Origin of the sequence: Agrobacterium pusense, assembly GCF_013285525.1 — a bacterium.
GTDB classification, from domain to species: Bacteria; Pseudomonadota; Alphaproteobacteria; order Rhizobiales; family Rhizobiaceae; genus Agrobacterium; species Agrobacterium pusense.
In genome coordinates, this window is record NZ_CP053857.1 from 730,633 (window position 1) to 751,239 (window position 20,607).

A 20,607-nucleotide genomic window follows, 5' to 3' on the forward strand; every position below is an offset into this window, starting at 1 on the left:
ATCAGCAGCTCAGCCGCTTCTGCTCACTGGCGACTTTGTTCAGCACGGTCTTCGAAGCATTGGGGTAACGCTTCGGCACCTCGCGCAGCGTGGCGCAGGCCGTTTCGGTATTATCGAGAGCGGCAAGGGACATGCCAAGCTTCATCAGCATTTCCGGAGCCTTCGGAGACTTGCCATAGGCCTGGTGGCCGTTGAGAAAGGTCTTCGCGGCTTCGTTGAACTTGCCTTGGGAATATTGCGCTTCACCCAGCCAGAAGCTCGCATCCGCGGCTTTCGTGCCCTTGGGGTAACCCTGCAGATATTGCTGGAACCCCTGCTCCGCCAGCTTGTAATCACCGGAAAGGACATGACCGTAAGCGGCCTGATAGATATCGCCTTCGCTGGTCAGCGCCGCTGTATTGACGGGATCGGTCTTGCGCGTGCTGTTGCCTGTCGTCACGCCGGGAAGGCTGCCTGAAGAATTGTTGGCGCCTGAATTGAGCGTGCCGCCAATAGGCATCCCCTTGGAATCAAGTTCGATCGAACCGAGCGTGGTCTCACCCGGCGCGCCTGTCGGAGCACTGGAGGGAGCAGACGGTGAAACGGAAGCGCCACCCTCGGGTGGCGTTTCGATGATCGTTGCAACGTCGTCGGTCGGGAGCGTCGCCGGACTGACCGGACTTGCCTCCGCCTTCTTTTTCGGCGTTGCTGCAGGACTTCCGCCCTTTCCGCCTTCCAGTTCCTGGAAGCGGAACTCATTGTCTTCCTGCGCCTTGCGGATCGTTTCCTGCATCTGCAAAAGCTGGAAGCTCATTTCCTCGATACGGCCGTTGAGTTGCCGGATCTGTTCTTCAAGCTGCTGAACCCGATAGGCTTCATTGGCCTGAACCCGGACGACCGGGGGCTGCTGCTGAGAATTGATCGTGCCGAAGCTACCCCCCGCACCGAACAGCGGACCCGAAACGGCTGTGCCGCTCAAGCCGGTGCAGGCTGCAAGCCCCAGCATTCCCGCCACGACAAGTTTCTTCATCTCATTCGTCCTGCCTTAACTGATTTGCACCGGAATAGTGCAAGCCGGAATTTTTTCCATATCGACCGAAAAAGCAACTTAACTTCGGCCAAACTATGAAAAAAACAAAAGGCGGCCCGAAGACCGCCCTTTATTTACGTTCACAAAAACGTCAGGCGATTACATGCCTGCGCCGCCGAGAACCGTGACCGCGCGACGGTTCTGCGACCAGCAGGAAATGTCGTCGCAAACCGCGACCGGACGTTCCTTGCCGTAGGAGATCGTCTTCATGCGGCTTGCCGGAACACCCTGGGAGGCCAGGAAGTCGCGGGTTGCTGCCGCACGGCGGGCGCCGAGCGCCAGGTTGTATTCACGCGTGCCGCGCTCGTCGGCATGGCCTTCGACCGTGATGGCGTAGTTCGGGTAACGGGCAAGCCACTGTGCCTGGCGCTGCAGGGTCTGCTGGGCGTCGGCGCGGATCGAGGTGGAGTCCGTGTCGAAGAAGATGCGGTCGCCGACATTGACCGTGAAGTCCTGCTGGGAGCCCGGCGTTGCAGAGCCTGCGCCACCAAGGCCGAGTTCACCGGCGCTGTTCGGCATGTTCTTCTTGTTCGCGCAGCCTGCGAGAGCAAGCGCGAGCGTCATGGCGATGACAGCCGGGTTACGGGCCAGTTTCTGCATGGGGCTGAGTGCCGAAATATGTGTACGGCTCATCGCCGGTCTCTCCTTAGGATTTCAATAACGTTGCCGGACACTAACTGATCGCGGTTAATAGCCGGCAAACGCTTATGGTTAACAGAAAGGAAATGTCCCGGTTTTTTGCTCCCACACAACACTTTGCGGCAAGAAAGAGGCACATTTCCCTGTGGTATGCGTAAAACATCACGGCACCGGTTTAAGCCGGCGCCGTGATGGCAGTCATATCAGTCCAGAAGCGGCGACCAGGCCGGGTCTGAAGCGAAGGTCGGTGTCTTGATGAGCTGTTCATTGTAGCCCGTCAGATCGATCGAATAGAGCTGCGGACCGCCGGCACCCGCGTTCTGGCGGAAGAACATCAGTACGCGGCCATTCGGTGCCCAGGTTGGCCCTTCATTGTGGAAGCCGCTGGTCAGGATGCGTTCGCCCGAACCATCCGTCTTCATCACACCGATCGAGAACTTGCCGCCGGACTGCTTGGTGAAGGCAATCAGATCGCCGCGCGGGGACCAGACCGGCGTGGAATACGAACCATCGCCGAAGGAAATGCGCTGCTGGCCGGAACCATCGGCATTCATGACGTAGATCTGCTGGCGGCCGCCACGGTCACTTTCAAAGGCAACACGCTGACCGTCAGGCGAATAGGAAGGGGCCGTATCGATCGCCGACGTGTTGGTCAGGCGTGTCGTGGTACGAGAGCGCAGATCCATGGTGTAGATATTGGCGTTGCCATCCTGCTGAAGGCTCATGATGACCTTCTGCCCGTCAGGCGAAAAGCGCGGCGAGAACGTCATGCCTGGGAAGTTGCCGACGACTTCACGCTGTCCGGTTTCCAGCTGCAGCAGATAAACGCGTGGCTGCTGACCTTCAAACGACATGTAGGTGACTTCCTGGCGGCTCGGCGAAAAACGCGGTGTCAGGACGATGTCGTTCGAGTTGGTGAGGTTTCGGACGTTGAAACCGTCCTGGTCCATGATCGACAGCTGGCGCTTGCGGGCGGTCTTCGGGCCGCTCTCGGAGACGAAAACGACGCGGGTATCGAAGTAGCCCTTTTCACCGGTGACGCGCTCGTAGATGGCATCCGCAATGATGTGAGCGACACGGCGCCAGTTTTCAGGCTGGGTGAAGAACTGCTGGCCCGTCATCTGCTGATTGGCGAACGTATCCCACAGGCGGAATTCGGCGCGCAGGCGGCCGTCGCTTTCGCGCGTCACGCGACCGGTAACGAGCGCCTGCGCGTTGATGACCTTCCAGTCTTCGAAACGCGGCTGCTGATCCGGATTGCTGATCTTTTCGATGAAGGCGTTCTTGTTGACCGGCGCAAAAAGACCGGACCGCTGCAGGTCGGCGGCGATGACCGCGGAGACCTGCGCGCCGATGCCGTCGCTCGACATGAAGTCGGTGATGGCAATCGGCAGCGGCTCGACATTACCCTTGTTGATATTGATTTCCACCCGTGCAAAAGCCGGTGCGGAGAAAACCGACATGAGGGCCGCGACAGCGAGCACCAGCCGGATCGGCGAAAATATCTTCATGTTGCCAGGCCTTTCAGCATTCATAGCAATTCACTGGGATCGAAGTTCACGACGACTTCGTTCCATGCATCGTATTTGTCGGCAGGAAGGTTCGTGAACGGAGCAGAACGCATGATGGCGCGATAAGCTCCGCCGGAAAGGGCACGGCGCGTCCCTTCGGAACCGCCCGTCGCCTCGATCTCGGGCCGACCGATGATGGAGCCATCACGGTCGAGCTTCATGGTCACCCGGACGCGAACGTCCGAGGCATCCGCCATGCCGGGAATGATCTGCCAGTTCTTCTGGATCGCGCCGCGTAGCGCATCCATTTCCGTCTGGCTGAGCGTCGAGCCGCCCGTTGATTTCTTGCCGCCAAGGGCTGCCGTCTGCGTCGAGCGCTTTGCGCCGCCGCCGGAAGGCGCCTGCTTGTTCAACAGCGCGGCAATATCGTCGGCGTTGAAATCGCTTTCCTTCGAGGAAGCGGACTTCGCAGTCTCCTGCTTCTTCTCGCCGGGCTTCTTATCGGAAGGCTTGTCCGTCGACTTTGCCTGATCCGGCTTTTTCTCAGCTGGCTTTTCGGCCGGTTTCTGCTCCGCTGGCTTTGTCTCGGCCTGTTTCGGCTCTTCCGGCTTCGGCGGCTCGGGCCTCGAATTCGGACGGGGAACGTTCTGCGGCACCGGTATTTCTGCCGGCTCCTGCGTGGCAGGCGGCGGTTCTTCCGCCTTGGTTTCCTGCGGCGGCGGCTCGGTCTTGGGCTGCGGTGCGACGTCAGGCTTGGTCTGCGGCAAGGCGGCCATTTCCTGCGGCTTGGGAGCCGAGGTTTCCTCCTTGACGATTTCCTTCACCTCGTTCGCTTTGGTATCAACGACGGGCTGCGGCTTCTCCTGCTTTGGCGGTGCGGCCGCGGCGATATTGTCGTTTGGCTTGGCGGTCGGCGTCGGCGGCGCCTCGATATCCGCGGTGTTATTGCCAATATTCTGCGCGTTCTCGATGATATCGGGACGGGTTGTCGGAACCGGCGCGGATTTTTCCGCCTTGGGCGCATTTTTATCGCCCTGCTGTATCTGGGTCAGTTCCTCGATGGGCACCAGCTCCACCGGCAGTGCCTCAGCCTGAGACACGTCGAGCGGTTCCGGCGAGCCCAGGGAGACAAGGGCGAAAGCCAGAAGCGACGCATGCACGATCGCGGATGTGGTAAGGCTGCCCTTCATCGCTTTACGTCAATTGTCCTGTTTCTGCTGGGTCACAAGGCCGATATTTTTGAAACCGGCCGCCTGGATACGCGCCATCACATCCGCAACGACACCATAGGCGGCAACGGAATCCGCGCGCACGAAAATGCGTTCGTTATAGCCGGTCGTGGCGATTGCCTGCAGCTTGTCCGCCACTTCAGCCGCCTGGATTTCCGTTTCCTGCAAATGGATCTGGCCATTGGCATTGACGGAAATGGTGATCGGTTGCGTGTCCGAATTCAACGCGTTGGCGGAGGTCTGCGGCAGGTCGATCGGCACGCCGACAGTCATCATCGGCGCTGCCACCATGAAGATGATGAGCAGCACGAGCATGACGTCGACCAGCGGCGTCACGTTGATTTCGCTGATCGCGCCGCCTCTGCGCCGTCCGCCGCGTCCACCCCGGCGTCCGCCGGAACCGCCGCCGCTGCCACCTGCTGACATACCCATATCATCTACTCCGTTTTGCCTTGCGGCAAATCACTCGACGGCATTGCAGTCGGCCGCTTACTGGGCGGCCTGCCGTGTCTGAAGTTTTTCATCGATCTGTCGCGACAGGATTGCCGAAAATTCGTCGGCGAAACCTTCCATTCGGGCGGAAAGCTTGTGCGCGTCAGCCGTGAACTTGTTGTAGGCGATAACCGCGGGAATAGCCGCGACAAGGCCGATCGCGGTTGCAAGAAGCGCTTCCGCGATACCGGGAGCCACGACCGCGAGGTTGGTGGACTTCGAACCGGCAATCGCCTGGAACGAGGTCATGATACCGACAACCGTGCCGAAGAGACCGATAAAGGGGCCGGCCGAACCGATGGTGGCAAGCGAGCCGAGGCGCGCCTCATATTGTTCGCTTTCCCGCGCCATGGTCACGTCCATTGCGCGGTCGATACGCATCTGCAGGCCGATCGGCGAACGTGCGCCGCGCTCGAAGGATTTTTTCCATTCGCGCATGGCGGAAACAAAAATTGCGGCCAGACCGCCATTCTGGCGCTCCGCCAGCGTGCGATAGAGCTCTTCAAGAGACTGGCCCGACCAGAACACCTGTTCGAACTGGTCGAACTGGCGCCTCGCCTTGCCGAAGCTCACATATTTGTCGAAGACGATTGCCCACGTCCAGACCGAGGCGGCGATAAGCCCGATCATCACGAGCTTAACGATGAGGCCCGCCTGCATAAACAGCGCCCAGAGACTTACATCATGCGTCGCCGCTGCCAAACCTGCCTGTTCCATAAATATCCAATCCCCGAATCCAAACGCCCGGCACGGGACCGGGCGATTCAAACGCGTGTTAACGCTCGAAGTCCTGCGGCAACAGCCGCCAACCCCTTAGCCATACCCCGATACTTGCCAGTAAGCCTTACTTGCCAATAAATTTGGTGAAAGGAAGGCGTGCGCTGCACAAATGCCAGTTGCTAAAGTAAGACACCATTATGGTTAAAGGAGTGTTACGACCCGGCCACGCCCGGCGGATTTACTGATCCGGCCCGTCAATTACTTCAGAAATTTTTCCGCCACCGTCTCGGGAAGACGCCTTGGCCGGCCATTGGCATTGATGACGGCTATGATGACCTTGGCGGCGACGAGCAGCGTTTCACCGCGCCTGATTTCCTGATTGAGCACCATTTTTGCGCCCCCGGCCTTCTCGGTGATGGTGGTCACCGTCAGCACGTCGTCCATCCGGGCGGGGCTTTTAAAATCGATCTCCATGCGATGCACGACGAAGACCAGACCTTCTTCATCAGCGGTCAGAAGCGCACTTTGTTCGCAGCCGAGGCAACGCAGGTAATCGGTACGGCCGCGCTCAAGAAAATGCAGGTACCGCGCATGATAAACCAGGCCGGAAAAATCGGTGTCCTCGTAATAGACGCGTTGCATCAGGCGGTGACCGTGTTCGATCAGTTCACCCGACAGCGAAACCAAAAGCTCGCTCATAATGTCTCCTTGGGATTTTCAGTAGCGTCGGAGCGGCCCTCGCGGACAATCAGATGCTCGTGCCGCAGGGGCAACGCCTCGATGCGCTCTGCGATGAAGCGCGGGCGCAGATCGTTCCTGATCAGCGCGGAAGTTCGTGAAGGCAGCCAGCGGAATTCGACCTCGATGCCATCCATCACCCTGTGGACGATGTGGTTTTCATGGAATGGCAGGGGATGGCCCAGCGAAACGAGATAATAAAATCCCAATTCATGGGCCGAATAACCGTCATAGGCGAAAAAGTTTTCGGCCGACCATAAAAGGCGCTCCACCGAACACGTCCGATCAAACTCCTCACCGATCTCCCGAACAATGGTCTGCTCGGAGCTTTCACCGATTTCAGCCCGACCGCCAGGCAAGGCCCAGTAGTCATCCCCTGCGCCACGCTGCACCAGAAGATGATCACTCTGAAAAATGAGGGCTGCCACGCGCATGCTGAAAAGCTGCGGTCTGCGATCCAACCGGATCATGTGACGTTGGGGCGGAGAGGTCATTTATCGTCCAGATCGCCGTCGTGCCAGACAAGGTGTCGCGTGGCCCTGGGCAGGTTCTCTATTTCGTCGGCGATGAAATAGGGGGGAATATCGAGCTCCGTCAATGCCTGCCGGGTTGCCGCGACCCAGCGAAACTCAAGCTCGTTATCGCCATCCTGAACACGGTGAATAATGTCGGTGGGATGAAAGGCAAGCGTTTGCGGCAGGTCCATCAGGTAATAAAAGCCGAGCTCGTGCCAGTCCTTGCCTTCGTAATGGAAGAAATTCTCGACCGCCCAGAGAAGCCGCCCGATCTTGGCTTCCACACCGAGCTCCTCGACCATTTCCCGCGCCAGCGTTTCTTCTGAGCGCTCACCCATTTCGGCACGCCCGCCTGGAAAGGTCCAGAATTTTTCATGCGTTGCCCGGTGCACCAGGACGTGGCCATCGCGGAAGGCCAGCCCCGCGACCCGCATCTGGAAAATGCGCTTCGGCTTGAACTTGATGCGGATGCGGGTGTCCTGCTTGGTATCGTCTGTCATTGGGCGGGCCTGTGGGCTGGAAACATCAAATCGGTTTCCGTCCACCCTAATGCATCCATCTCGTCTTTTCTCGCCTTTGCATCATCTCCCACAATGAATTCATCCAGTTGCGGCGGCTTGACCGGGGTCCCGGACAGCATCGCATGCGCCTGCCCGCGATGATGCGTCTGGTGCTGGAAGAGATGCGACAGAACGTCGTCGCAGCGATCCTGCTGGGCACGCCTGCCACGGTGGATATTGACAGTAGCGGCGAGGCGATCTTCATCGAGCCCCTCGACAAGAGCGATCAACACCTCGTCAAGCTCTGCCTGGGCGCCTTGCAACGCCGGCATGTTGGCAAAGGGTTCCTCTACTGCAAAGGCGGCCAGTCCCAGTGTGCCGCCCTGCAACGCATCGATATAAAAGCGGTCGACAGTGTAGATATGATTGAGCGTCGCACGCAGCGTCGGGAAGAAACTGATGCGGCGGGCAACGAATGCCTCCTGCGAAAGCTGGAGACAGGCTTGATGCAGCCGGTAATTGGCGAGCCGGTTGTTGCGCGCAAGTTTGCGGAAAACCCGCAGCGGATCACAAGGCATCGGCATCCCTCCCGTAAAACCTAACGGCGTCGTTCAATCGGTGCGTTCGAGCTCTGATCTGCTTTTCAGAACCTTGCCGCCATCTTCCTGTTCGATGAGATAAGCGGGTTCGTCTTTGCTGGCCTTACGCTTTATCGTGGAACCGGAAATCGTTCTTTCGACATCTTCGGTGAAGACTTCAAGGATTTTCCCTTCACCTGTACCCGTGCCCCAGTTCCAGCGGACCTTCGTACCCTTGCGATATCCAGACATGACCATCTCCGTGCCAAAGACGATCAAAGCCGGCAAAGGCGGGTTTGTTCCCCTCAATCGTCCTCAAGCGTGAGCCGGAACTGTGCTGCCTCGAGATCCTTCGGCGGCTGCATGCCCAGATGTTTCCAGGCCGTGGCGGTCAGGATACGCCCGCGCGGCGTGCGCTGGATGAAACCCTGCTGGATCATATAGGGCTCGATGATATCCTCGATCGCGTCGCGCGGCTCCGACAGTCCGGCGGCAATGGTCTCGATGCCGACCGGGCCTCCGCCAAAATTGACGGCGATCATGGTCAGATACCGCATGTCCAGCTGGTCAAGACCCATATTGTCGACCAGGAGCCGCGTCAAAGCCTCGTCGGCGATATCCCGGGTAACGGCTTCCGCCCGCGCCACCTCGGCAAAGTCGCGCACCCGGCGCAGAAGCCGTCCGGCAATGCGGGGCGTGCCACGCGCCCGCCTCGCCACTTCACGGGCACCCTCATCCGTCATGTTGAGACCCATCAACCGCGCACCGCGACGGACTATAAGTTCCAGTTCATCAACCGTATAAAAGGACAAACGCACGGGAATGCCGAAACGGTCGCGCAGCGGTGTCGTCAAGAGGCCGAGGCGGGTGGTGGCGGCGACAAGCGTGAATTTGGAAAGATCGATCTTCACCGAACGCGCCGCCGGGCCTTCCCCGATGATCAGATCGAGCTGGAAATCCTCCATCGCCGGATAGAGGATTTCTTCCACGGCCGGGTTAAGGCGATGAATTTCATCGATGAAGAGAACATCGCGCTCTTCAAGATTGGTCAGGAGCGCGGCGAGATCGCCCGCCTTGGCGATCACCGGCCCTGAGGTGGACTTGAAGTTCACTCCAAGCTCCTTGGCCATGATCTGCGCCAGTGTGGTCTTGCCGAGTCCGGGCGGACCGACGAACAACACGTGATCCAACGCCTCGCCACGATTCTTGGCGGCCTCGATGAAGACCTTGAGATTGGCGCGCGCCTCCGCCTGCCCGGTAAAGTCGTCCAGCGACTGCGGGCGCAGGGTGGTGTCGATGTCCTCACCGCGCTTTTCCGGGGTGATCAGTCTGTCCGCATCGCTCATTCAGGGCATTCCATTATTTCTAGAATTCATGAGGTCGTCATCGCCGCTATAACATGGCTGTCGCGCCAGGGCGCGTCACGAAATTCAACACCGCATCCGGACGCTTGTGTAACGCGCTCACCTTACCGTGAAAGCTCCTTCAGCCCCAGCCGGATCAGCTTGGCGCTATCCGCGCCCTCACCGCCATTTTTCAGCGCCGCGGCGACCGCATTGGCGGCCTGGTCACGCGAATAGCCGAGATTGGTGAGTGCAGATACGGCGTCCGCCACCGGCGCAGAGGCTACACCCTCCCCGAGTTCCTGCTTCAGTCCGATAGCCCCGGACGCCTCGCCCGCGAAAGCCGGGGCCTTGTTGCGCAATTCGGTCACGAGGCGCACGGCCACTTTGGGCCCAACCCCCGGCGCACGCGATATCGACGCCTTGTCCTGCAGCGCTATGGCATTCGCAAGCTCGGTGGGCGACAGGGTGGAAAGCACCGCAAGAGCGACTTTCGATCCGACACCCTGCACGCTCTGCAAAAGGTTGAACCATTCCCGCTCCAGCGCCGAAAGAAAGCCGAAAAGCTTGAGCTGGTCCTCTCGTACATAGGTTTCGATGAAGAGGATCACGGCCTCTCCGACGGAGCCAATTTTTGACAGCGTGCGCGCCGAACAATAGGCGACGTAACAGACGCCATGCACATCCACCAACACGTAATCCGTGCCGATTTCCTCGATGCTGCCCTTCAGTTTTCCGATCATGATCGCGCCCGCTGCAATGAGACTTAAAATTAACCGGCCGCCAGCAGCCGACGCATCCTGTCACCGCCGCGATTATGGGCGTGGCAGATTGCGATCGCGAGGGCGTCCGCCGCATCGTTACCCTTGAACTCGGCCTTCGGCATCAGGATTTTCAGCATCATGTGAATTTGCTGCTTTTCACCATGCCCCACGCCGATGACAGCTTTTTTCACCGCGTTCGGCGCATATTCAAACACCGGCAAACCGGCACGCGCCGGAACAAGCATGGCAATGCCGCGCGCCTGTCCGAGTTTCAGCGTGGCCACCGCGTCCTTGTTGACGAAAGTCTGCTCCACAGCCGCCTCATCGGGCTGATGGCTGTGCACGATTTCCGCCAGGCCGTCATGAAGCTGGCAAAGCCGGGAGGCGAGATCCATGTCGCCATCTGAAGTCACCGTGCCGGAAGCGACGAAACGCAGGCTGTTTCCCAATGTGTCGATCACGCCCCAGCCGGTGCGCCGCAGTCCGGGGTCGATGCCGATGATCCGAATCGTCTTTTGCATGAGGTACCTTATCTTTCCGGCCGCGAGACTGCCAGCGATAAGTGAACAAAACGACAACATTCCCGGGTGCAGACGTTAAATAGGGGCCAAAGTCGTGGTCAGTGTCGACCTTTGGCAGAGACCAATTTTTTTGATCCATCCTTCAATTCTGCGCGACTTGTCTGGTAAATCCGGAGACGCGCCTTACATCCGCTGCAAAGACCCAGATTACGCAGGAGCGTCGGATGATCCCCTTTTCCCTTCTCGATCTTTCGCCCATCGGCGAGGGCGAGAGCGTCAGCGCGGCGCTCGAAAACTCCCGCCGGATGGCAATCAAGGCTGAAGAACAAGGTTATAACCGCATATGGCTGGCCGAACATCACGGCATGCCGGGCATCGCAAGCGCCGCGACGTCGCTCGTTATCGCCCATGTGGGTGCGGCTACGAAACATATCCGCGTCGGCTCCGGCGGTATCATGCTTCCCAACCACTCCCCGCTCGTCATTGCCGAACAGTTCGGGACGCTTGCAGCACTTCTGCCCGGCCGGGTCGATCTTGGCCTGGGCCGCGCGCCCGGAACGGATATGCGCACCGCACGGGCGCTGCGCCGTAATCTCGACGCCGGTGCGGAGAATTTCCCGCACGACATCGTCGAATTGCAAAGATATCTCGGCCCGCCCCAGCAGGATCAGGCGATCCTCGCCGTACCCGGCATGAATTCGAACGTGCCTCTCTGGCTGCTCGGTTCCAGCACCTATAGTGCCCATCTGGCCGCAGCCCTTGGCCTGCCCTATTCCTTCGCATCCCATTTTGCCCCTGACATGCTGATGGAAGCGATCCATATCTATCGCGAGCGCTTCCAGCCCTCCGAGGTGCTGGACAAGCCCTATGTGATGGTGGGCGTGATGGGTGTCGGCGCCGATACCGACGAGGAGGCGCAGCATCTCTTTACCTCGTCACAGCAGCAATTCGTCAATCTGCGGCGCAATGTGCGGACGCAGTTCCCGAAGCCCGTGCACAGCATGGAAGGCTACTGGAACGAGATGGAGCGCTTCTCCGTGGAGCACACGTTGCGTTTTGCCGCCGTTGGCGCGCCTGAAACGATCCAGCGTCATCTCGACGGTTTTCTGGCTGAAACACAGGCGGATGAATTGATTGTCTCGATGCCGATCCACGACATCGAAAAGCGGCTGCGATCGGTCGAGATTTTCGCCGACGTGCGGACATCCATCAAAAAGGCCGCCTAAACAAAAAGCCCCGGAGCGGATCGCTGCCGGGGCTTTTTTTTAAGAACGTGAAAATATCAGGCGGAAAGCTTGGCGAGAATTTCTTCCGACACTTCGAAGTTCGAATAGACGTTCTGCACGTCGTCATCGTCTTCGAGGTTGTCGATGAGTTTCATCAGCGACTGTGCCTTTTCTTCATCTACCGGTACCGTGTTCTGCGGCTTCCAGATGGCCTTGACGCTTTCGGCTTCGCCCAGCACGCCTTCCAGCGCCTTGGACACCTCGTTCATCGCTTCGAAACCGCAGATGATGATGTGGCCGTCTTCGGAAGATTCAACATCGTCCGCACCGGCCTCGATGGCCGCTTCCATCACCTTGTCTGCATCGCCGACTTCCGCCTTGTAGGAAATCTCGCCGACACGGTCGAAGGAGAAGGAGACCGATCCGGTTTCACCCAGCGCACCACCAGCCTTGGTAAAGATGGATCGTACATTGGAGGCAGTGCGGTTACGGTTGTCGGTAAGCGCCTCGACGATGACGGCGACGCCGCCAGGGCCGTAGCCTTCGTAGCGGACCTCATCATAGTTCTCGCCTTCGGCACCCGCAGCCTTCTTGATGGCACGCTCGATATTGTCTTTCGGCATGGACTGGGCCTTGGCGTTCTGGATGGCCAGACGCAGGCGCGGGTTCATGTTCGGGTCGGGCATGCCCGTCTTGGCCGCAACGGTGATTTCGCGCGCAAGCTTGGAAAACATTTTGGACCGCACGGAGTCCTGCTTGCCCTTGCGGTGCATGATGTTCTTGAACTGTGAATGACCAGCCATGGAAAACCTGATTTATCGTAATTTGGAGATTGCGGGCCTTATAAGTGCGATAGGCTCATCGTTCAAGCCCACAGGCGCTTTCTCTTGCCGCAACAACAGAAGGAACTGATTTATCCGCTCTTCGTTCTGATCATGAACGCGACGGAGAAGGCCATCTTTTCCACTCCGCCGCAGCCCCAAACCGGAAGGAGAAGACATATGGTCAGCCTGACTGAAGCAAGAGAAGCCCCGGCCCGCCAGCTCTGGGACGAGATCAATTCCGTCCATGCCGGCATGCTCGGCCTTGAGGGCCTGCACAGTCACATGCAGCCTATGGCGCCCCACGCTGACCCCAAGACCAACACGATCTGGTTTTTTTCCAAAAAAGACACGGATCTGGTAAAATCGCTCAAATCCGGATCCCGCGCGCATTTTTGCCTCGTGGGCAAGGATCATGATTATCACGCCTGCCTTTCGGGCGTCCTCGAAGCGCGCGATGACAAATCAAAGATCGACGAATACTGGAATTCAGTCACCGCCGCCTGGTACGAGCACGGCAAGAGCGATCCGCAACTGACCATGCTGGCGTTGCATATCGATGATGCCGATATCTGGGCTTCAACGGACAGTACGCTGAAATTCGGCTGGGAAATCGCCAAGGCAAACATGTCGGATGACAAGACGCCCGACGTCGGCGTTCGCCAGCACCTCACTTTCGCCTGAGAACCCGCTCCCCGAGCCTTTCCCCGCCCGTCGCCATTTACATGCCTTTCGGCACCAGTATCTGGGGCTGGCGGGAAAGGTTTCTCATCGACACCCGGATGACCGGATCGCTCGCATAGGCAATAGCGAAATTTTCGCCAAACATGGTCAGAAACTGCTCCAGCGGCGGGCCGGTGCGATGCATCGGCAGGATCAGCGCAGAGCGCAGGCGCTTGACCACCCTGCTCATGCTGTCGGCCCCCATGGTCAAACCACCATCGACAGGCACCATCAACACATCCAGGCGGCCGATCTCGGCGTAATGCGTGTCCGTCAACTCATGATGCAGATGGCCGAGATGGCCGATACACAGCCCGGCAACCTCGAAGATGAAGATGGAATTGCCGTTTTCCTGAAAAGACTCATAATCTCCCCAGCGGTTGCGGATGTCGGTTGAGACATTGCGGATGTAAACGTCGCCCACGAGCACATTGTGCTCGGCTTTTTCTCCCGGCGTATCGCTCCAGCCATGCAGCACATGTTGAATGGCCGGGTCCGGATTGAGGGTGAAATGTGTTGAATGCGCCCGGTTCATGGTCACCACCGTTGGCATGACCGGAGGGCGATAGACGCCGTTATAATCCGTGGCAATCGTTACCCCGCCGGGACTTTCGATCAGATAGGTGGAGTGGCCAATGAAGCTGATTTTCACCTCTTCCTTCGCCGTGGCCTGAGCCAGCTGAACACTGCGCGCATCGAAGCGCGCGAACATCACGCCCGGAATGGCGCTGGCGATCGCCTGGCACTGGCTGACGGGAGGACGGCTCGCCGACTGGGAGAGGGCCGCTCCCGAACAGGCGATCAGTCCTGTTATTGCAAGCATTAGCACGCGCAGCATCATGCCACTCCCCTGAACTTGCGAAGCTGAGAGGATGGGACAGGTTTTGCCGAGCGTCCAGTTACATCAGCAACTGAAGGCTGGCACTCTCGTCATTGTGAACGCTTCGGCGGGATCAAACCCAGAAGGAAGGCAGCGTTTCCGAAAGTCGCGGCCCAATGCGCAGTGGCGCAATTTTTTCCGCAAGCCCAGTCCGGTCGGAAATCTCCACCCCGACACCGCAGATCGTGGCAGGCCCGCTCGCTGCCTCAAAGCGGCCCTTCGGCATCTTGGAGATAAAGCGGTTAATCGGCTCTTCCTTGTCCATTCCGAGGGAACTGTCATAGTCGCCGCACATGCCGGCATCCGACATGTAGGCGGTTCCGCCGTTCAATATCTGTGCGTCAGCTGTCGGAACATGGGTGTGGGTGCCGACGACGAAGCTTGCACGGCCATCCACGAAATGTCCGAAGCACTGTTTCTCGCTGGTCGCCTCGGCGTGAAAATCGAAGATGATGGCATCCGCCTGTTCCTTCAGCGGGCAGGCCGCAAGAATGCTTTCCGCCGACTTGAAGGGGTCGTCCAACTCCGGATGCATGAAGACCCGTCCCATGATATTGGCGACCAATATGCGTGCGCCGTTGCGGGCATAAAAAATGCCCGAGCCCTTGCCCGGCGTACCCTCGGGGTAATTGGCGGGCCGCAGGAACTGGTCATGGCGCTCGCAGAAGGAAACCGCCTCTTTCTGATCCCAGACGTGATTGCCGGTGGTGACAACATCGGCACCGGCATTGATGGTCTCGAGATAGATATCCTCGGTGATACCGAAACCACCAGCAGCATTCTCACCGTTGACGATGACGAAATCCAGCTTCAGATCGGAAATCAGCCCCGGCAATCGCTCCCAGACAGCCGTGCGTCCGGTCTTGCCAACCATGTCTCCGAGAAAAAGAAGCCTCATTCACCCGCCCCGATCTTGCGCATGTTTCGATATTTCGTCCCCTCTAACGGGTAATCCATCTTTTAAAAAGTGCTAAAGCGCCTTTTGCCCACTATCGGAGATCGACAACGGGGCGGAAAACCAGCGCAGACCGCTTTCCGTCAGAATGGCGTGAAGCGAGACATCGTGCGGCTCCGCGGGGATGTCTGCCACTTCCTGGCAGTCAAAGGCGACACCGATGAGAACGGGCTGTTTGCCCTTGGCGTGCAACCGCGCGATGGCGCGGTCATAATGGCCTGCGCCATAACCAACCCGTTGCCCGTGTCCGTCGAAGACGGACAGAGGTACGAGCATTATATCGGGATCGAGAAGCTCCGCATCCTCACCCGGACCGGTCGTGCCGAAGCCGGTCTTCACCAGCGGCGTGTCCCTCTCGAAAGCCCGGAAGACAATGGTTTCACGATCCAGCACAACGGGCAGGACGATACGTCCACCCCTTGCCCGCAACGCTTCCATCAGAGGACGGGTATCCGCCTCCGAGCGGATCGGCATGAAGCCGGAGATGACGGTCCCCGGCACAAGGGGAATATCCGCGACACCGTGGGCGGTAATGAACTGGCTCTTCTCGTGCCGTTCCGCCAGTGTCAGCGCATCGCGCGCGGCGAGCCGTTCGCCGCGCAACCTTGCTTTTTCGGCAACGTCACCGGGCATCAGGCGGCCCGGCTCACGAGAACCTTGTCGATGCGGTGACCATCAAGGTCGATGACCTCGAAACGCCAGCCGTTGCGGGTTACATGTTCACCCAGTTCCGGCAGGCGACGGAACTCGTCCAGGACAAGTCCGGCGACGGTCTCGAACTCGGCGTCCTCATTGATCTGGAAGCCCATGCGATAAGCGAACTCATCGGCAGGCATCCAGCCGGCAACGAGGAACGAACCGTCCTCGCGCTCGACCATGGCCGGCTCTTCGTCGTCATCTTCCTGAAAGGCACCGGTAATGGCCTCCAACACGTCGCCGGAGCTGATGATACCTTCGAAATGGCCGTACTCGTCATAAACAAGGACCATGTGCACGGTGGAGCGGCGCAGCGACTGGATAACGTCGACGGCGCTCGTCAGGTCGGACACGACGGGCACCTCGCGCAGAAGCTCACGAATGTTGAGCTCCTTGCCGGAGGCCAGCGCATCGAAGGCGTCCTTGGCGAAAAGCACGCCTAGAATTTCGTCGGACGCGCCGTTGCGCACCGGCAGACGCGAACGCTGCGTCCCGCGAAGCTGCTCGCGGATTTCCTCGGCGCTGTCTTCGATATCGACCACTTCCACGTCGCGACGCGGCGTCATCAGGCCGCGCGCGTTGCGGTCAGCAAGGCGCATGACGCTGGTGATCATCGCCGATTCCTCGGTCTCGATCACGCCGGCGCTATGGGCTTCGGCCAGGACGGTGCGAATTTCATCGTCGGTGACCGACGCGTTGGACTCGCCACTATGGCCGAGAAGCGCCAGAATGGCCTTACCCGATCGGTCGAGCAGCCACACCAGCGGCGCGCCGACCTTGGACAGAAGCATCATGGTAGGCGCAACACGCGCGGCAATCTTTTCAGGATCGCGCAACGCAATCTGCTTTGGCACCAGTTCGCCGACGATCAGTGACAAATAGGTAATGGCGACGACGACCGAGCCGACGCCAATTGCATCGGCCGCACGGTCAGGAACACCCTGCTCCAGAAGCCACGCCGTAAAGCGGGCACCGAGCGTGGCGCCGGAAAATGCGCCCGAGAGGACGCCGACCAGCGTGATGCCGATCTGCACTGTAGAAAGAAAGCGTCCGGGGTTTTCGGAAAGGCTGAGCGCCTGTGTGGCGCCCTTGCTGCCTTGCGTGGCAAGCACCTTTAGCCTCGCCGGTCTGGAGGAGACAACGGCAAGCTCGGACATGGCAAGCACACCGTTCAATACGGTGAGCAGGACCACGATCATAATTTCAGTAAACAAGTTTAGCTCTTTGGGCTGTTGAACGGCACGTCGCGGTTTTGGCCGCAGCGCCCCTTTTTAAAGGGCATGACAGACATACCAATCCGGATAATAGGGAATTGTTCCGCCATTGCAATGACAGGAATATAAAAAAGCCGTGCCCGGCAGTTATGAAAAATGACTGTCGACTATATCGAGGGTACAGGGAAGCATCGGAATTGACCCGAAACTTCAAGCGCGTTCCACGGCGACCGATGGAGATTTACGATCCTGGGTGCCTACAAAAGTAGGTGGGCACCGTGTGTCCAGCCCCACGGGACTGGCCAGGGACAGCTCCCTTTGGATCGAGTATGGCCCCAGGGATTGTGGTTCCTGTCGAGAAGCGCAGAACGCATTCAAGATATAGGACGGATCGGGAAAAACCGCCAGAGGCGCAGAGCGAAATTTTATCGCTTCGCAATTCCGGATGATCAGTGTGCCGCCGGTTTTGGGCGGTCCAGCAATTTTTCCGTAATGCCGTTCAGCCGGTCGGCCAGATCGCCGATGGCAAGCGCCACCATCTCATCCGACTTCGCCTTGTGCTCGGCCATGCCGTCGCGATTGCGGGAGAGGGATGCGACCTCACCTTCTAGCTTCTCGATCTTGCGGTTGAGCTCGGAAAGCTCGTCCATCACCATGATACCGGCCATCACCGTTAGCCTCAGGTCGCCGATTTCTCCGAACTGGCTCTTGAGATGCCCGACATACCGGTCGAAACGGGTGGCGAGGTCGGTCAGGTGGTCTTCCTGGCCTGCCTCGCACGCCATGCGATAGGCCTTTCCATCGATCATAACAGTAACTTGCGCCATGATACCGCTCCTATCGATCCAGCACCGCGCGGATCGTCTCCATGGCCGTCACCAGCCGGCGCGAAACCTCGCGATTGACTTCTTCAAGACGGTTAGCGCGAAACTCGGCCTGGTCCAGTTCCTGCGCCAGTCTGGCGCGGTCGACATGGACGCGCTTCACCTCGTTATCGATCTCGCCGGTCTCTCTCTGCCGCTCGATACGCATATCGATGGCATTTTCGAGATTTGTGATGGCAGCATTCAGCTCCGTCAGCGCAGATTGTAAGGTCTTCTCAGCCGACATCGTTTTTTCCAACTCGCACGCCACCGGCCGAATCGTCCGGTTTCAGGCCATTTAAACGCTCACGAGGTTATTACCCGATTTACCATCCCGTCAATCAAACCAGTGCATTGTGGCGTTTTGCTCTGTGGATGAACGAAGAAACCGGGCCGGGCGGGACACGAAATCCGTTTCAGCCCCCGCTTTGCGAAACGATTTTTATCGACCGCAGAACCGCAATTGGCCGTCGATTTATTGACTTGCCTGCCTCACCTGCTATGGATCAACCCGCTTTTTGGATAGTTGCGTAAAACTATCTCCTTTCACCCGGAAACAGACGGAAAAGCCATGATTTCTCGCGACAAACACAACCGGATGGCAAATGCGATCCGCTTTCTTGCCATGGATGCAGTGGAGAAGGCCAATTCAGGCCATCCCGGTCTGCCGATGGGCGCCGCTGATGTCGCCACCGTTCTCTTCACCCGTTATCTGAAATTCGATCCCAAGGCGCCGCTCTGGCCGGATCGCGACCGTTTCGTGCTGTCGGCAGGTCATGGTTCGATGCTTCTTTACTCGCTGCTCTATCTGACGGGTTACGAGGACATGACGATCGACGAGATCAAGCGTTTCCGTCAATTCGGTTCCAAGACCGCCGGCCATCCTGAATATGGCCACGCCACCGGCATCGAAACGACCACCGGTCCGCTCGGCCAGGGCATCGCCAACGCCGTGGGCATGGCAATCGCCGAACGCAAGCTGGAAGAGGAGTTCGGCTCCGACCTGCAGAGCCACTTCACCTATGTACTGTGCGGCGACGGCTGCCTCATGGAAGGCATCAGCCACGAAGCCATCGCGCTTGCCGGCCATTTGAAGCTTAACAAGCTCGTTCTATTCTGGGATGACAACAACATCACCATCGACGGCGAAGTTGGCCTCTCCGACAGCACCGATCAGATTGCCCGTTTCCAGGCGGTTCACTGGAACACCATCCGTGTTGACGGCCATGATCCGGATGCGATCGCCGCTGCCATCGAAGCCGCGCAGAAATCGGACCGCCCGACCTTCATCGCCTGCAAGACCGTCATCGGTTTCGGCGCGCCCAACAAGCAGGGCACCCATAAGGTTCACGGCAACCCGCTCGGCGCAGAAGAAATCGCTGCGGCCCGCAAGAGCCTGAACTGGGAAGCCGAAGCTTTCGTCATTCCGGAAGACGTGCTGGATGCATGGCGTCTTGCCGGTCTGCGCTCCACCAAGACGCGTCAGGACTGGGAAGCCCGCCTCGAAGCCGCTGAGGCCGGCAAGAAAGCCGAGTTCAAGCGCCGCTTCGCCGGCGACCTGACGGGCAATTTCGATAGCTCGATCGATGCTTTCAAGAAGAAGATCATCGAGAACAACCCGACCGTTGCGACCCGCAAGGCCTCGGAAGACTCGCTCGAAGTCATCAACGGCGTGCTGCCGGAAATGATCGGCGGTTCTGCCGACCTGACGCCGTCCAACAACACCAAGACCAGCCAGATGAAGTCCATCACCCCGACGGACTTCTCCGGCCGTTACCTGCACTACGGCATCCGCGAGCACGGCATGGCTGCTGCCATGAACGGCATCGCACTGCATGGCGGTCTCATTCCCTATGCCGGCGGCTTCCTGATCTTCTCGGACTACTGCCGTCCGTCGATCCGTCTTGCCGCGCTCATGGGCATCCGTGTCGTCCACGTTCTGACGCATGATTCCATCGGCGTTGGTGAAGACGGCCCGACCCACCAGCCGGTGGAGCAGATCGCTGCCCTTCGCGCCATTCCGAACCTGCTCGTCTTCCGCCCGGCGGATGAGACGGAGACGGCGGAATGCTGGCAGCTGGCGCTGGAACAGAAGCATCGTCCGTCTGCCCTGGCCCTCACCCGCCAGAATCTCGCTCCTTCGCGCAAGGAATATGAAGAGAAGAACCTGTCTGCTTATGGCGCCTACGAACTCGTCTCCGCCAGCGACGCCAAGGTTTCGATCTTCGCTTCCGGTTCGGAAGTCGAAGTGGCTCTGAAAGCGGCCGCAACGCTGAAGGACAAGGGCGTATCCGCCCGCGTCGTTTCCGTTCCCTGCTTCGAACTCTTCAAGGAACAGCCGGAAACCTATCGCAACGCCATCATCGGCAAGGCTCCGGTCAAGATCGCGGTGGAAGCCGCCATCCGCCAGGGCTGGGATTATTTCATCGGTAACGATGGCGCTTTCGTCGGCATGCACTCCTTTGGAGCGTCCGCCCCGGCGAAGGATCTCTTCAAGCACTTCGGTATCACGGCAGAAGCTGTCGTCGCCGCAGTCGAGGCAAAACTTGCGTAAGGGCTTCCCAAGCCCTCACCATTCAGCAAAGACCACGCCCATTTTTGTTCGGGAGA

Annotated in this window: 24 protein-coding genes and 1 other RNA gene; 3 read left to right on the plus strand and 22 right to left on the minus strand. The window is 59.0% G+C overall.

From position 1 onward, the window contains the following. Position 1 precedes the first annotated feature (1 nt). From ybgF to ruvC, 14 genes are all read right to left on the minus strand, one after another. Complete coding sequence (ybgF, locus tag HQN82_RS16980; protein ID WP_173615324.1) at positions 2 to 1,009, minus strand: tol-pal system protein YbgF; 1,008 nt, start codon at positions 1,007 to 1,009, stop codon at positions 2 to 4. A gap of 159 nt (positions 1,010 to 1,168) precedes the next feature. Further along, complete coding sequence (gene pal, locus HQN82_RS16985; RefSeq protein WP_004445728.1) at positions 1,169 to 1,702, minus strand: peptidoglycan-associated lipoprotein Pal; 534 nt, start codon at positions 1,700 to 1,702, stop codon at positions 1,169 to 1,171. 209 nt (positions 1,703 to 1,911) lie between these two features. After that, positions 1,912 to 3,219, minus strand: coding sequence for a Tol-Pal system beta propeller repeat protein TolB (gene tolB, locus HQN82_RS16990; protein WP_004445729.1), 1,308 nt, complete (start codon positions 3,217 to 3,219; stop codon positions 1,912 to 1,914). Between the two features lie 20 nt (positions 3,220 to 3,239). Then, positions 3,240 to 4,409, minus strand: coding sequence for a hypothetical protein (locus HQN82_RS16995; protein WP_173615325.1), 1,170 nt, complete (start codon positions 4,407 to 4,409; stop codon positions 3,240 to 3,242). Positions 4,410 to 4,418: 9 nt separating this feature from the next. Further along, entirely contained in the window at positions 4,419 to 4,880 is a 462-nt protein-coding gene (gene tolR / locus HQN82_RS17000; RefSeq protein ID WP_004445732.1) for a protein TolR, read from the minus strand. A gap of 57 nt (positions 4,881 to 4,937) precedes the next feature. Then, on the minus strand, positions 4,938 to 5,657 hold the full coding sequence (gene tolQ / locus HQN82_RS17005; RefSeq protein ID WP_003523238.1) for a protein TolQ: 720 nt from the start codon (positions 5,655 to 5,657) through the stop codon (positions 4,938 to 4,940). Positions 5,658 to 5,918: 261 nt separating this feature from the next. After that, entirely contained in the window at positions 5,919 to 6,359 is a 441-nt protein-coding gene (gene ybgC / locus HQN82_RS17010; protein ID WP_004445735.1) for a tol-pal system-associated acyl-CoA thioesterase, read from the minus strand. After that, positions 6,356 to 6,892 (minus strand): NUDIX hydrolase, encoded by a 537-nt coding sequence (locus tag HQN82_RS17015; protein ID WP_173615326.1) that lies wholly within the window; start codon positions 6,890 to 6,892, stop codon positions 6,356 to 6,358. Before HQN82_RS17015 ends, ybgC begins: the two co-directional genes overlap by 4 nt. Then, positions 6,889 to 7,413 carry an NUDIX hydrolase gene (locus HQN82_RS17020; protein WP_173615327.1) on the minus strand — a complete coding sequence of 175 codons (525 nt, stop codon included), beginning with the start codon at positions 7,411 to 7,413 and terminating at the stop codon, positions 6,889 to 6,891. The genes HQN82_RS17015 and HQN82_RS17020 overlap by 4 nt, the downstream gene beginning before the upstream one ends. Then, positions 7,410 to 7,991, minus strand: a complete 582-nt coding sequence (locus HQN82_RS17025) for a DinB family protein (protein WP_173615328.1) — start codon at positions 7,989 to 7,991, stop codon at positions 7,410 to 7,412. Before HQN82_RS17025 ends, HQN82_RS17020 begins: the two co-directional genes overlap by 4 nt. 33 nt (positions 7,992 to 8,024) lie before the next feature. Continuing rightward, positions 8,025 to 8,243 carry a hypervirulence associated TUDOR domain-containing protein gene (locus tag HQN82_RS17030; protein WP_004445742.1) on the minus strand — a complete coding sequence of 73 codons (219 nt, stop codon included), beginning with the start codon at positions 8,241 to 8,243 and terminating at the stop codon, positions 8,025 to 8,027. A gap of 53 nt (positions 8,244 to 8,296) precedes the next feature. After that, a complete protein-coding gene (ruvB, locus tag HQN82_RS17035) occupies positions 8,297 to 9,337 on the minus strand; it encodes a Holliday junction branch migration DNA helicase RuvB (RefSeq protein WP_004445743.1) in 1,041 nt (346 codons plus the stop codon). 122 nt (positions 9,338 to 9,459) lie between these two features. After that, entirely contained in the window at positions 9,460 to 10,077 is a 618-nt protein-coding gene (gene ruvA / locus HQN82_RS17040) for a Holliday junction branch migration protein RuvA (protein WP_004445745.1), read from the minus strand. Between the two features lie 29 nt (positions 10,078 to 10,106). After that, positions 10,107 to 10,619 (minus strand): crossover junction endodeoxyribonuclease RuvC, encoded by a 513-nt coding sequence (ruvC, locus tag HQN82_RS17045; RefSeq protein WP_004445748.1) that lies wholly within the window; start codon positions 10,617 to 10,619, stop codon positions 10,107 to 10,109. A gap of 224 nt (positions 10,620 to 10,843) precedes the next feature. Here ruvC and HQN82_RS17050 point away from each other — a divergent pair, with 224 nt between their 5' ends. Continuing rightward, entirely contained in the window at positions 10,844 to 11,845 is a 1,002-nt protein-coding gene (locus HQN82_RS17050; RefSeq protein WP_004445749.1) for an LLM class flavin-dependent oxidoreductase, read from the plus strand. 56 nt (positions 11,846 to 11,901) lie between these two features. Here HQN82_RS17050 and HQN82_RS17055 read toward each other — a convergent pair whose 3' ends face one another. After that, entirely contained in the window at positions 11,902 to 12,648 is a 747-nt protein-coding gene (locus HQN82_RS17055) for a YebC/PmpR family DNA-binding transcriptional regulator (protein ID WP_004445751.1), read from the minus strand. Between the two features lie 198 nt (positions 12,649 to 12,846). Between HQN82_RS17055 and HQN82_RS17060 the strand changes: the two genes are divergently transcribed. Next, positions 12,847 to 13,350, plus strand: coding sequence for a pyridoxamine 5'-phosphate oxidase family protein (locus HQN82_RS17060; RefSeq protein ID WP_173615329.1), 504 nt, complete (start codon positions 12,847 to 12,849; stop codon positions 13,348 to 13,350). A gap of 37 nt (positions 13,351 to 13,387) precedes the next feature. On the opposite strand, the gene HQN82_RS17065 is transcribed toward HQN82_RS17060, so the two are convergent. The 7 genes from HQN82_RS17065 to HQN82_RS17095 all read right to left on the minus strand — a co-directional run bounded on the left by HQN82_RS17065 (position 13,388) and on the right by HQN82_RS17095 (position 18,244). After that, positions 13,388 to 14,230, minus strand: a complete 843-nt coding sequence (locus HQN82_RS17065; RefSeq protein ID WP_173615330.1) for an MBL fold metallo-hydrolase — start codon at positions 14,228 to 14,230, stop codon at positions 13,388 to 13,390. 112 nt (positions 14,231 to 14,342) lie between these two features. After that, on the minus strand, positions 14,343 to 15,167 hold the full coding sequence (locus HQN82_RS17070) for a TIGR00282 family metallophosphoesterase (protein WP_004445757.1): 825 nt from the start codon (positions 15,165 to 15,167) through the stop codon (positions 14,343 to 14,345). Between the two features lie 72 nt (positions 15,168 to 15,239). Further along, positions 15,240 to 15,857 carry a 5-formyltetrahydrofolate cyclo-ligase gene (locus HQN82_RS17075; protein ID WP_173615331.1) on the minus strand — a complete coding sequence of 206 codons (618 nt, stop codon included), beginning with the start codon at positions 15,855 to 15,857 and terminating at the stop codon, positions 15,240 to 15,242. After that, the gene (locus tag HQN82_RS17080) at positions 15,857 to 17,119 is read right to left on the minus strand and encodes a hemolysin family protein (RefSeq protein WP_004445761.1); all 1,263 of its coding nucleotides are present in this window, start codon (positions 17,117 to 17,119) and stop codon (positions 15,857 to 15,859) included. Before HQN82_RS17080 ends, HQN82_RS17075 begins: the two co-directional genes overlap by 1 nt. Before the next feature lie 229 nt (positions 17,120 to 17,348). Then, positions 17,349 to 17,507: non-coding RNA, 6S RNA (gene ssrS / locus HQN82_RS17085), on the minus strand. Between the two features lie 76 nt (positions 17,508 to 17,583). After that, positions 17,584 to 17,961, minus strand: a complete 378-nt coding sequence (locus HQN82_RS17090; protein ID WP_004445763.1) for a cell division protein ZapA — start codon at positions 17,959 to 17,961, stop codon at positions 17,584 to 17,586. Between the two features lie 10 nt (positions 17,962 to 17,971). Next, complete coding sequence (locus tag HQN82_RS17095) at positions 17,972 to 18,244, minus strand: DUF4164 domain-containing protein (protein WP_004445765.1); 273 nt, start codon at positions 18,242 to 18,244, stop codon at positions 17,972 to 17,974. Positions 18,245 to 18,568: 324 nt separating this feature from the next. Between HQN82_RS17095 and tkt the strand changes: the two genes are divergently transcribed. Beyond that, positions 18,569 to 20,551 (plus strand): transketolase, encoded by a 1,983-nt coding sequence (tkt, locus tag HQN82_RS17100; protein WP_004445766.1) that lies wholly within the window; start codon positions 18,569 to 18,571, stop codon positions 20,549 to 20,551. Positions 20,552 to 20,607: the final 56 nt, after the last annotated feature.

Excerpts from the sequence above, each read along its gene's own strand:
- ybgF (WP_173615324.1), bottom strand. The coding sequence starts at position 1,009 with ATGAAGAAACTTGTCGTGGCGGGAATGCTGGGGCTTGCAGCCTGCACC.
- tkt (WP_004445766.1), top strand. The coding sequence starts at position 18,569 with ATGATTTCTCGCGACAAACACAACCGGATGGCAAATGCGATCCGCTTT.
- HQN82_RS16995 (WP_173615325.1), bottom strand. The coding sequence starts at position 4,409 with ATGAAGGGCAGCCTTACCACATCCGCGATCGTGCATGCGTCGCTTCTG.
- ruvC (WP_004445748.1), bottom strand. The coding sequence starts at position 10,619 with ATGCAAAAGACGATTCGGATCATCGGCATCGACCCCGGACTGCGGCGC.
- HQN82_RS17055 (WP_004445751.1), bottom strand. The coding sequence starts at position 12,648 with ATGGCTGGTCATTCACAGTTCAAGAACATCATGCACCGCAAGGGCAAG.
- HQN82_RS17020 (WP_173615327.1), bottom strand. The coding sequence starts at position 7,413 with ATGACAGACGATACCAAGCAGGACACCCGCATCCGCATCAAGTTCAAG.
- tolB (WP_004445729.1), bottom strand. The coding sequence starts at position 3,219 with ATGAAGATATTTTCGCCGATCCGGCTGGTGCTCGCTGTCGCGGCCCTC.
- HQN82_RS17090 (WP_004445763.1), bottom strand. The coding sequence starts at position 17,961 with ATGGCGCAAGTTACTGTTATGATCGATGGAAAGGCCTATCGCATGGCG.
- pal (WP_004445728.1), bottom strand. The coding sequence starts at position 1,702 with ATGAGCCGTACACATATTTCGGCACTCAGCCCCATGCAGAAACTGGCC.
- ybgC (WP_004445735.1), bottom strand. The coding sequence starts at position 6,359 with ATGAGCGAGCTTTTGGTTTCGCTGTCGGGTGAACTGATCGAACACGGT.
- tolR (WP_004445732.1), bottom strand. The coding sequence starts at position 4,880 with ATGGGTATGTCAGCAGGTGGCAGCGGCGGCGGTTCCGGCGGACGCCGG.
- HQN82_RS17075 (WP_173615331.1), bottom strand. The coding sequence starts at position 15,857 with ATGCCCGGTGACGTTGCCGAAAAAGCAAGGTTGCGCGGCGAACGGCTC.
- HQN82_RS17080 (WP_004445761.1), bottom strand. The coding sequence starts at position 17,119 with ATGATCGTGGTCCTGCTCACCGTATTGAACGGTGTGCTTGCCATGTCC.
- HQN82_RS17025 (WP_173615328.1), bottom strand. The coding sequence starts at position 7,991 with ATGCCTTGTGATCCGCTGCGGGTTTTCCGCAAACTTGCGCGCAACAAC.
- HQN82_RS17065 (WP_173615330.1), bottom strand. The coding sequence starts at position 14,230 with ATGATGCTGCGCGTGCTAATGCTTGCAATAACAGGACTGATCGCCTGT.
- HQN82_RS17095 (WP_004445765.1), bottom strand. The coding sequence starts at position 18,244 with ATGTCGGCTGAGAAGACCTTACAATCTGCGCTGACGGAGCTGAATGCT.
- ruvB (WP_004445743.1), bottom strand. The coding sequence starts at position 9,337 with ATGAGCGATGCGGACAGACTGATCACCCCGGAAAAGCGCGGTGAGGAC.
- HQN82_RS17050 (WP_004445749.1), top strand. The coding sequence starts at position 10,844 with ATGATCCCCTTTTCCCTTCTCGATCTTTCGCCCATCGGCGAGGGCGAG.
- HQN82_RS17030 (WP_004445742.1), bottom strand. The coding sequence starts at position 8,243 with ATGTCTGGATATCGCAAGGGTACGAAGGTCCGCTGGAACTGGGGCACG.
- ruvA (WP_004445745.1), bottom strand. The coding sequence starts at position 10,077 with ATGATCGGAAAACTGAAGGGCAGCATCGAGGAAATCGGCACGGATTAC.
- tolQ (WP_003523238.1), bottom strand. The coding sequence starts at position 5,657 with ATGGAACAGGCAGGTTTGGCAGCGGCGACGCATGATGTAAGTCTCTGG.
- HQN82_RS17070 (WP_004445757.1), bottom strand. The coding sequence starts at position 15,167 with ATGAGGCTTCTTTTTCTCGGAGACATGGTTGGCAAGACCGGACGCACG.
- HQN82_RS17015 (WP_173615326.1), bottom strand. The coding sequence starts at position 6,892 with ATGACCTCTCCGCCCCAACGTCACATGATCCGGTTGGATCGCAGACCG.
- HQN82_RS17060 (WP_173615329.1), top strand. The coding sequence starts at position 12,847 with ATGGTCAGCCTGACTGAAGCAAGAGAAGCCCCGGCCCGCCAGCTCTGG.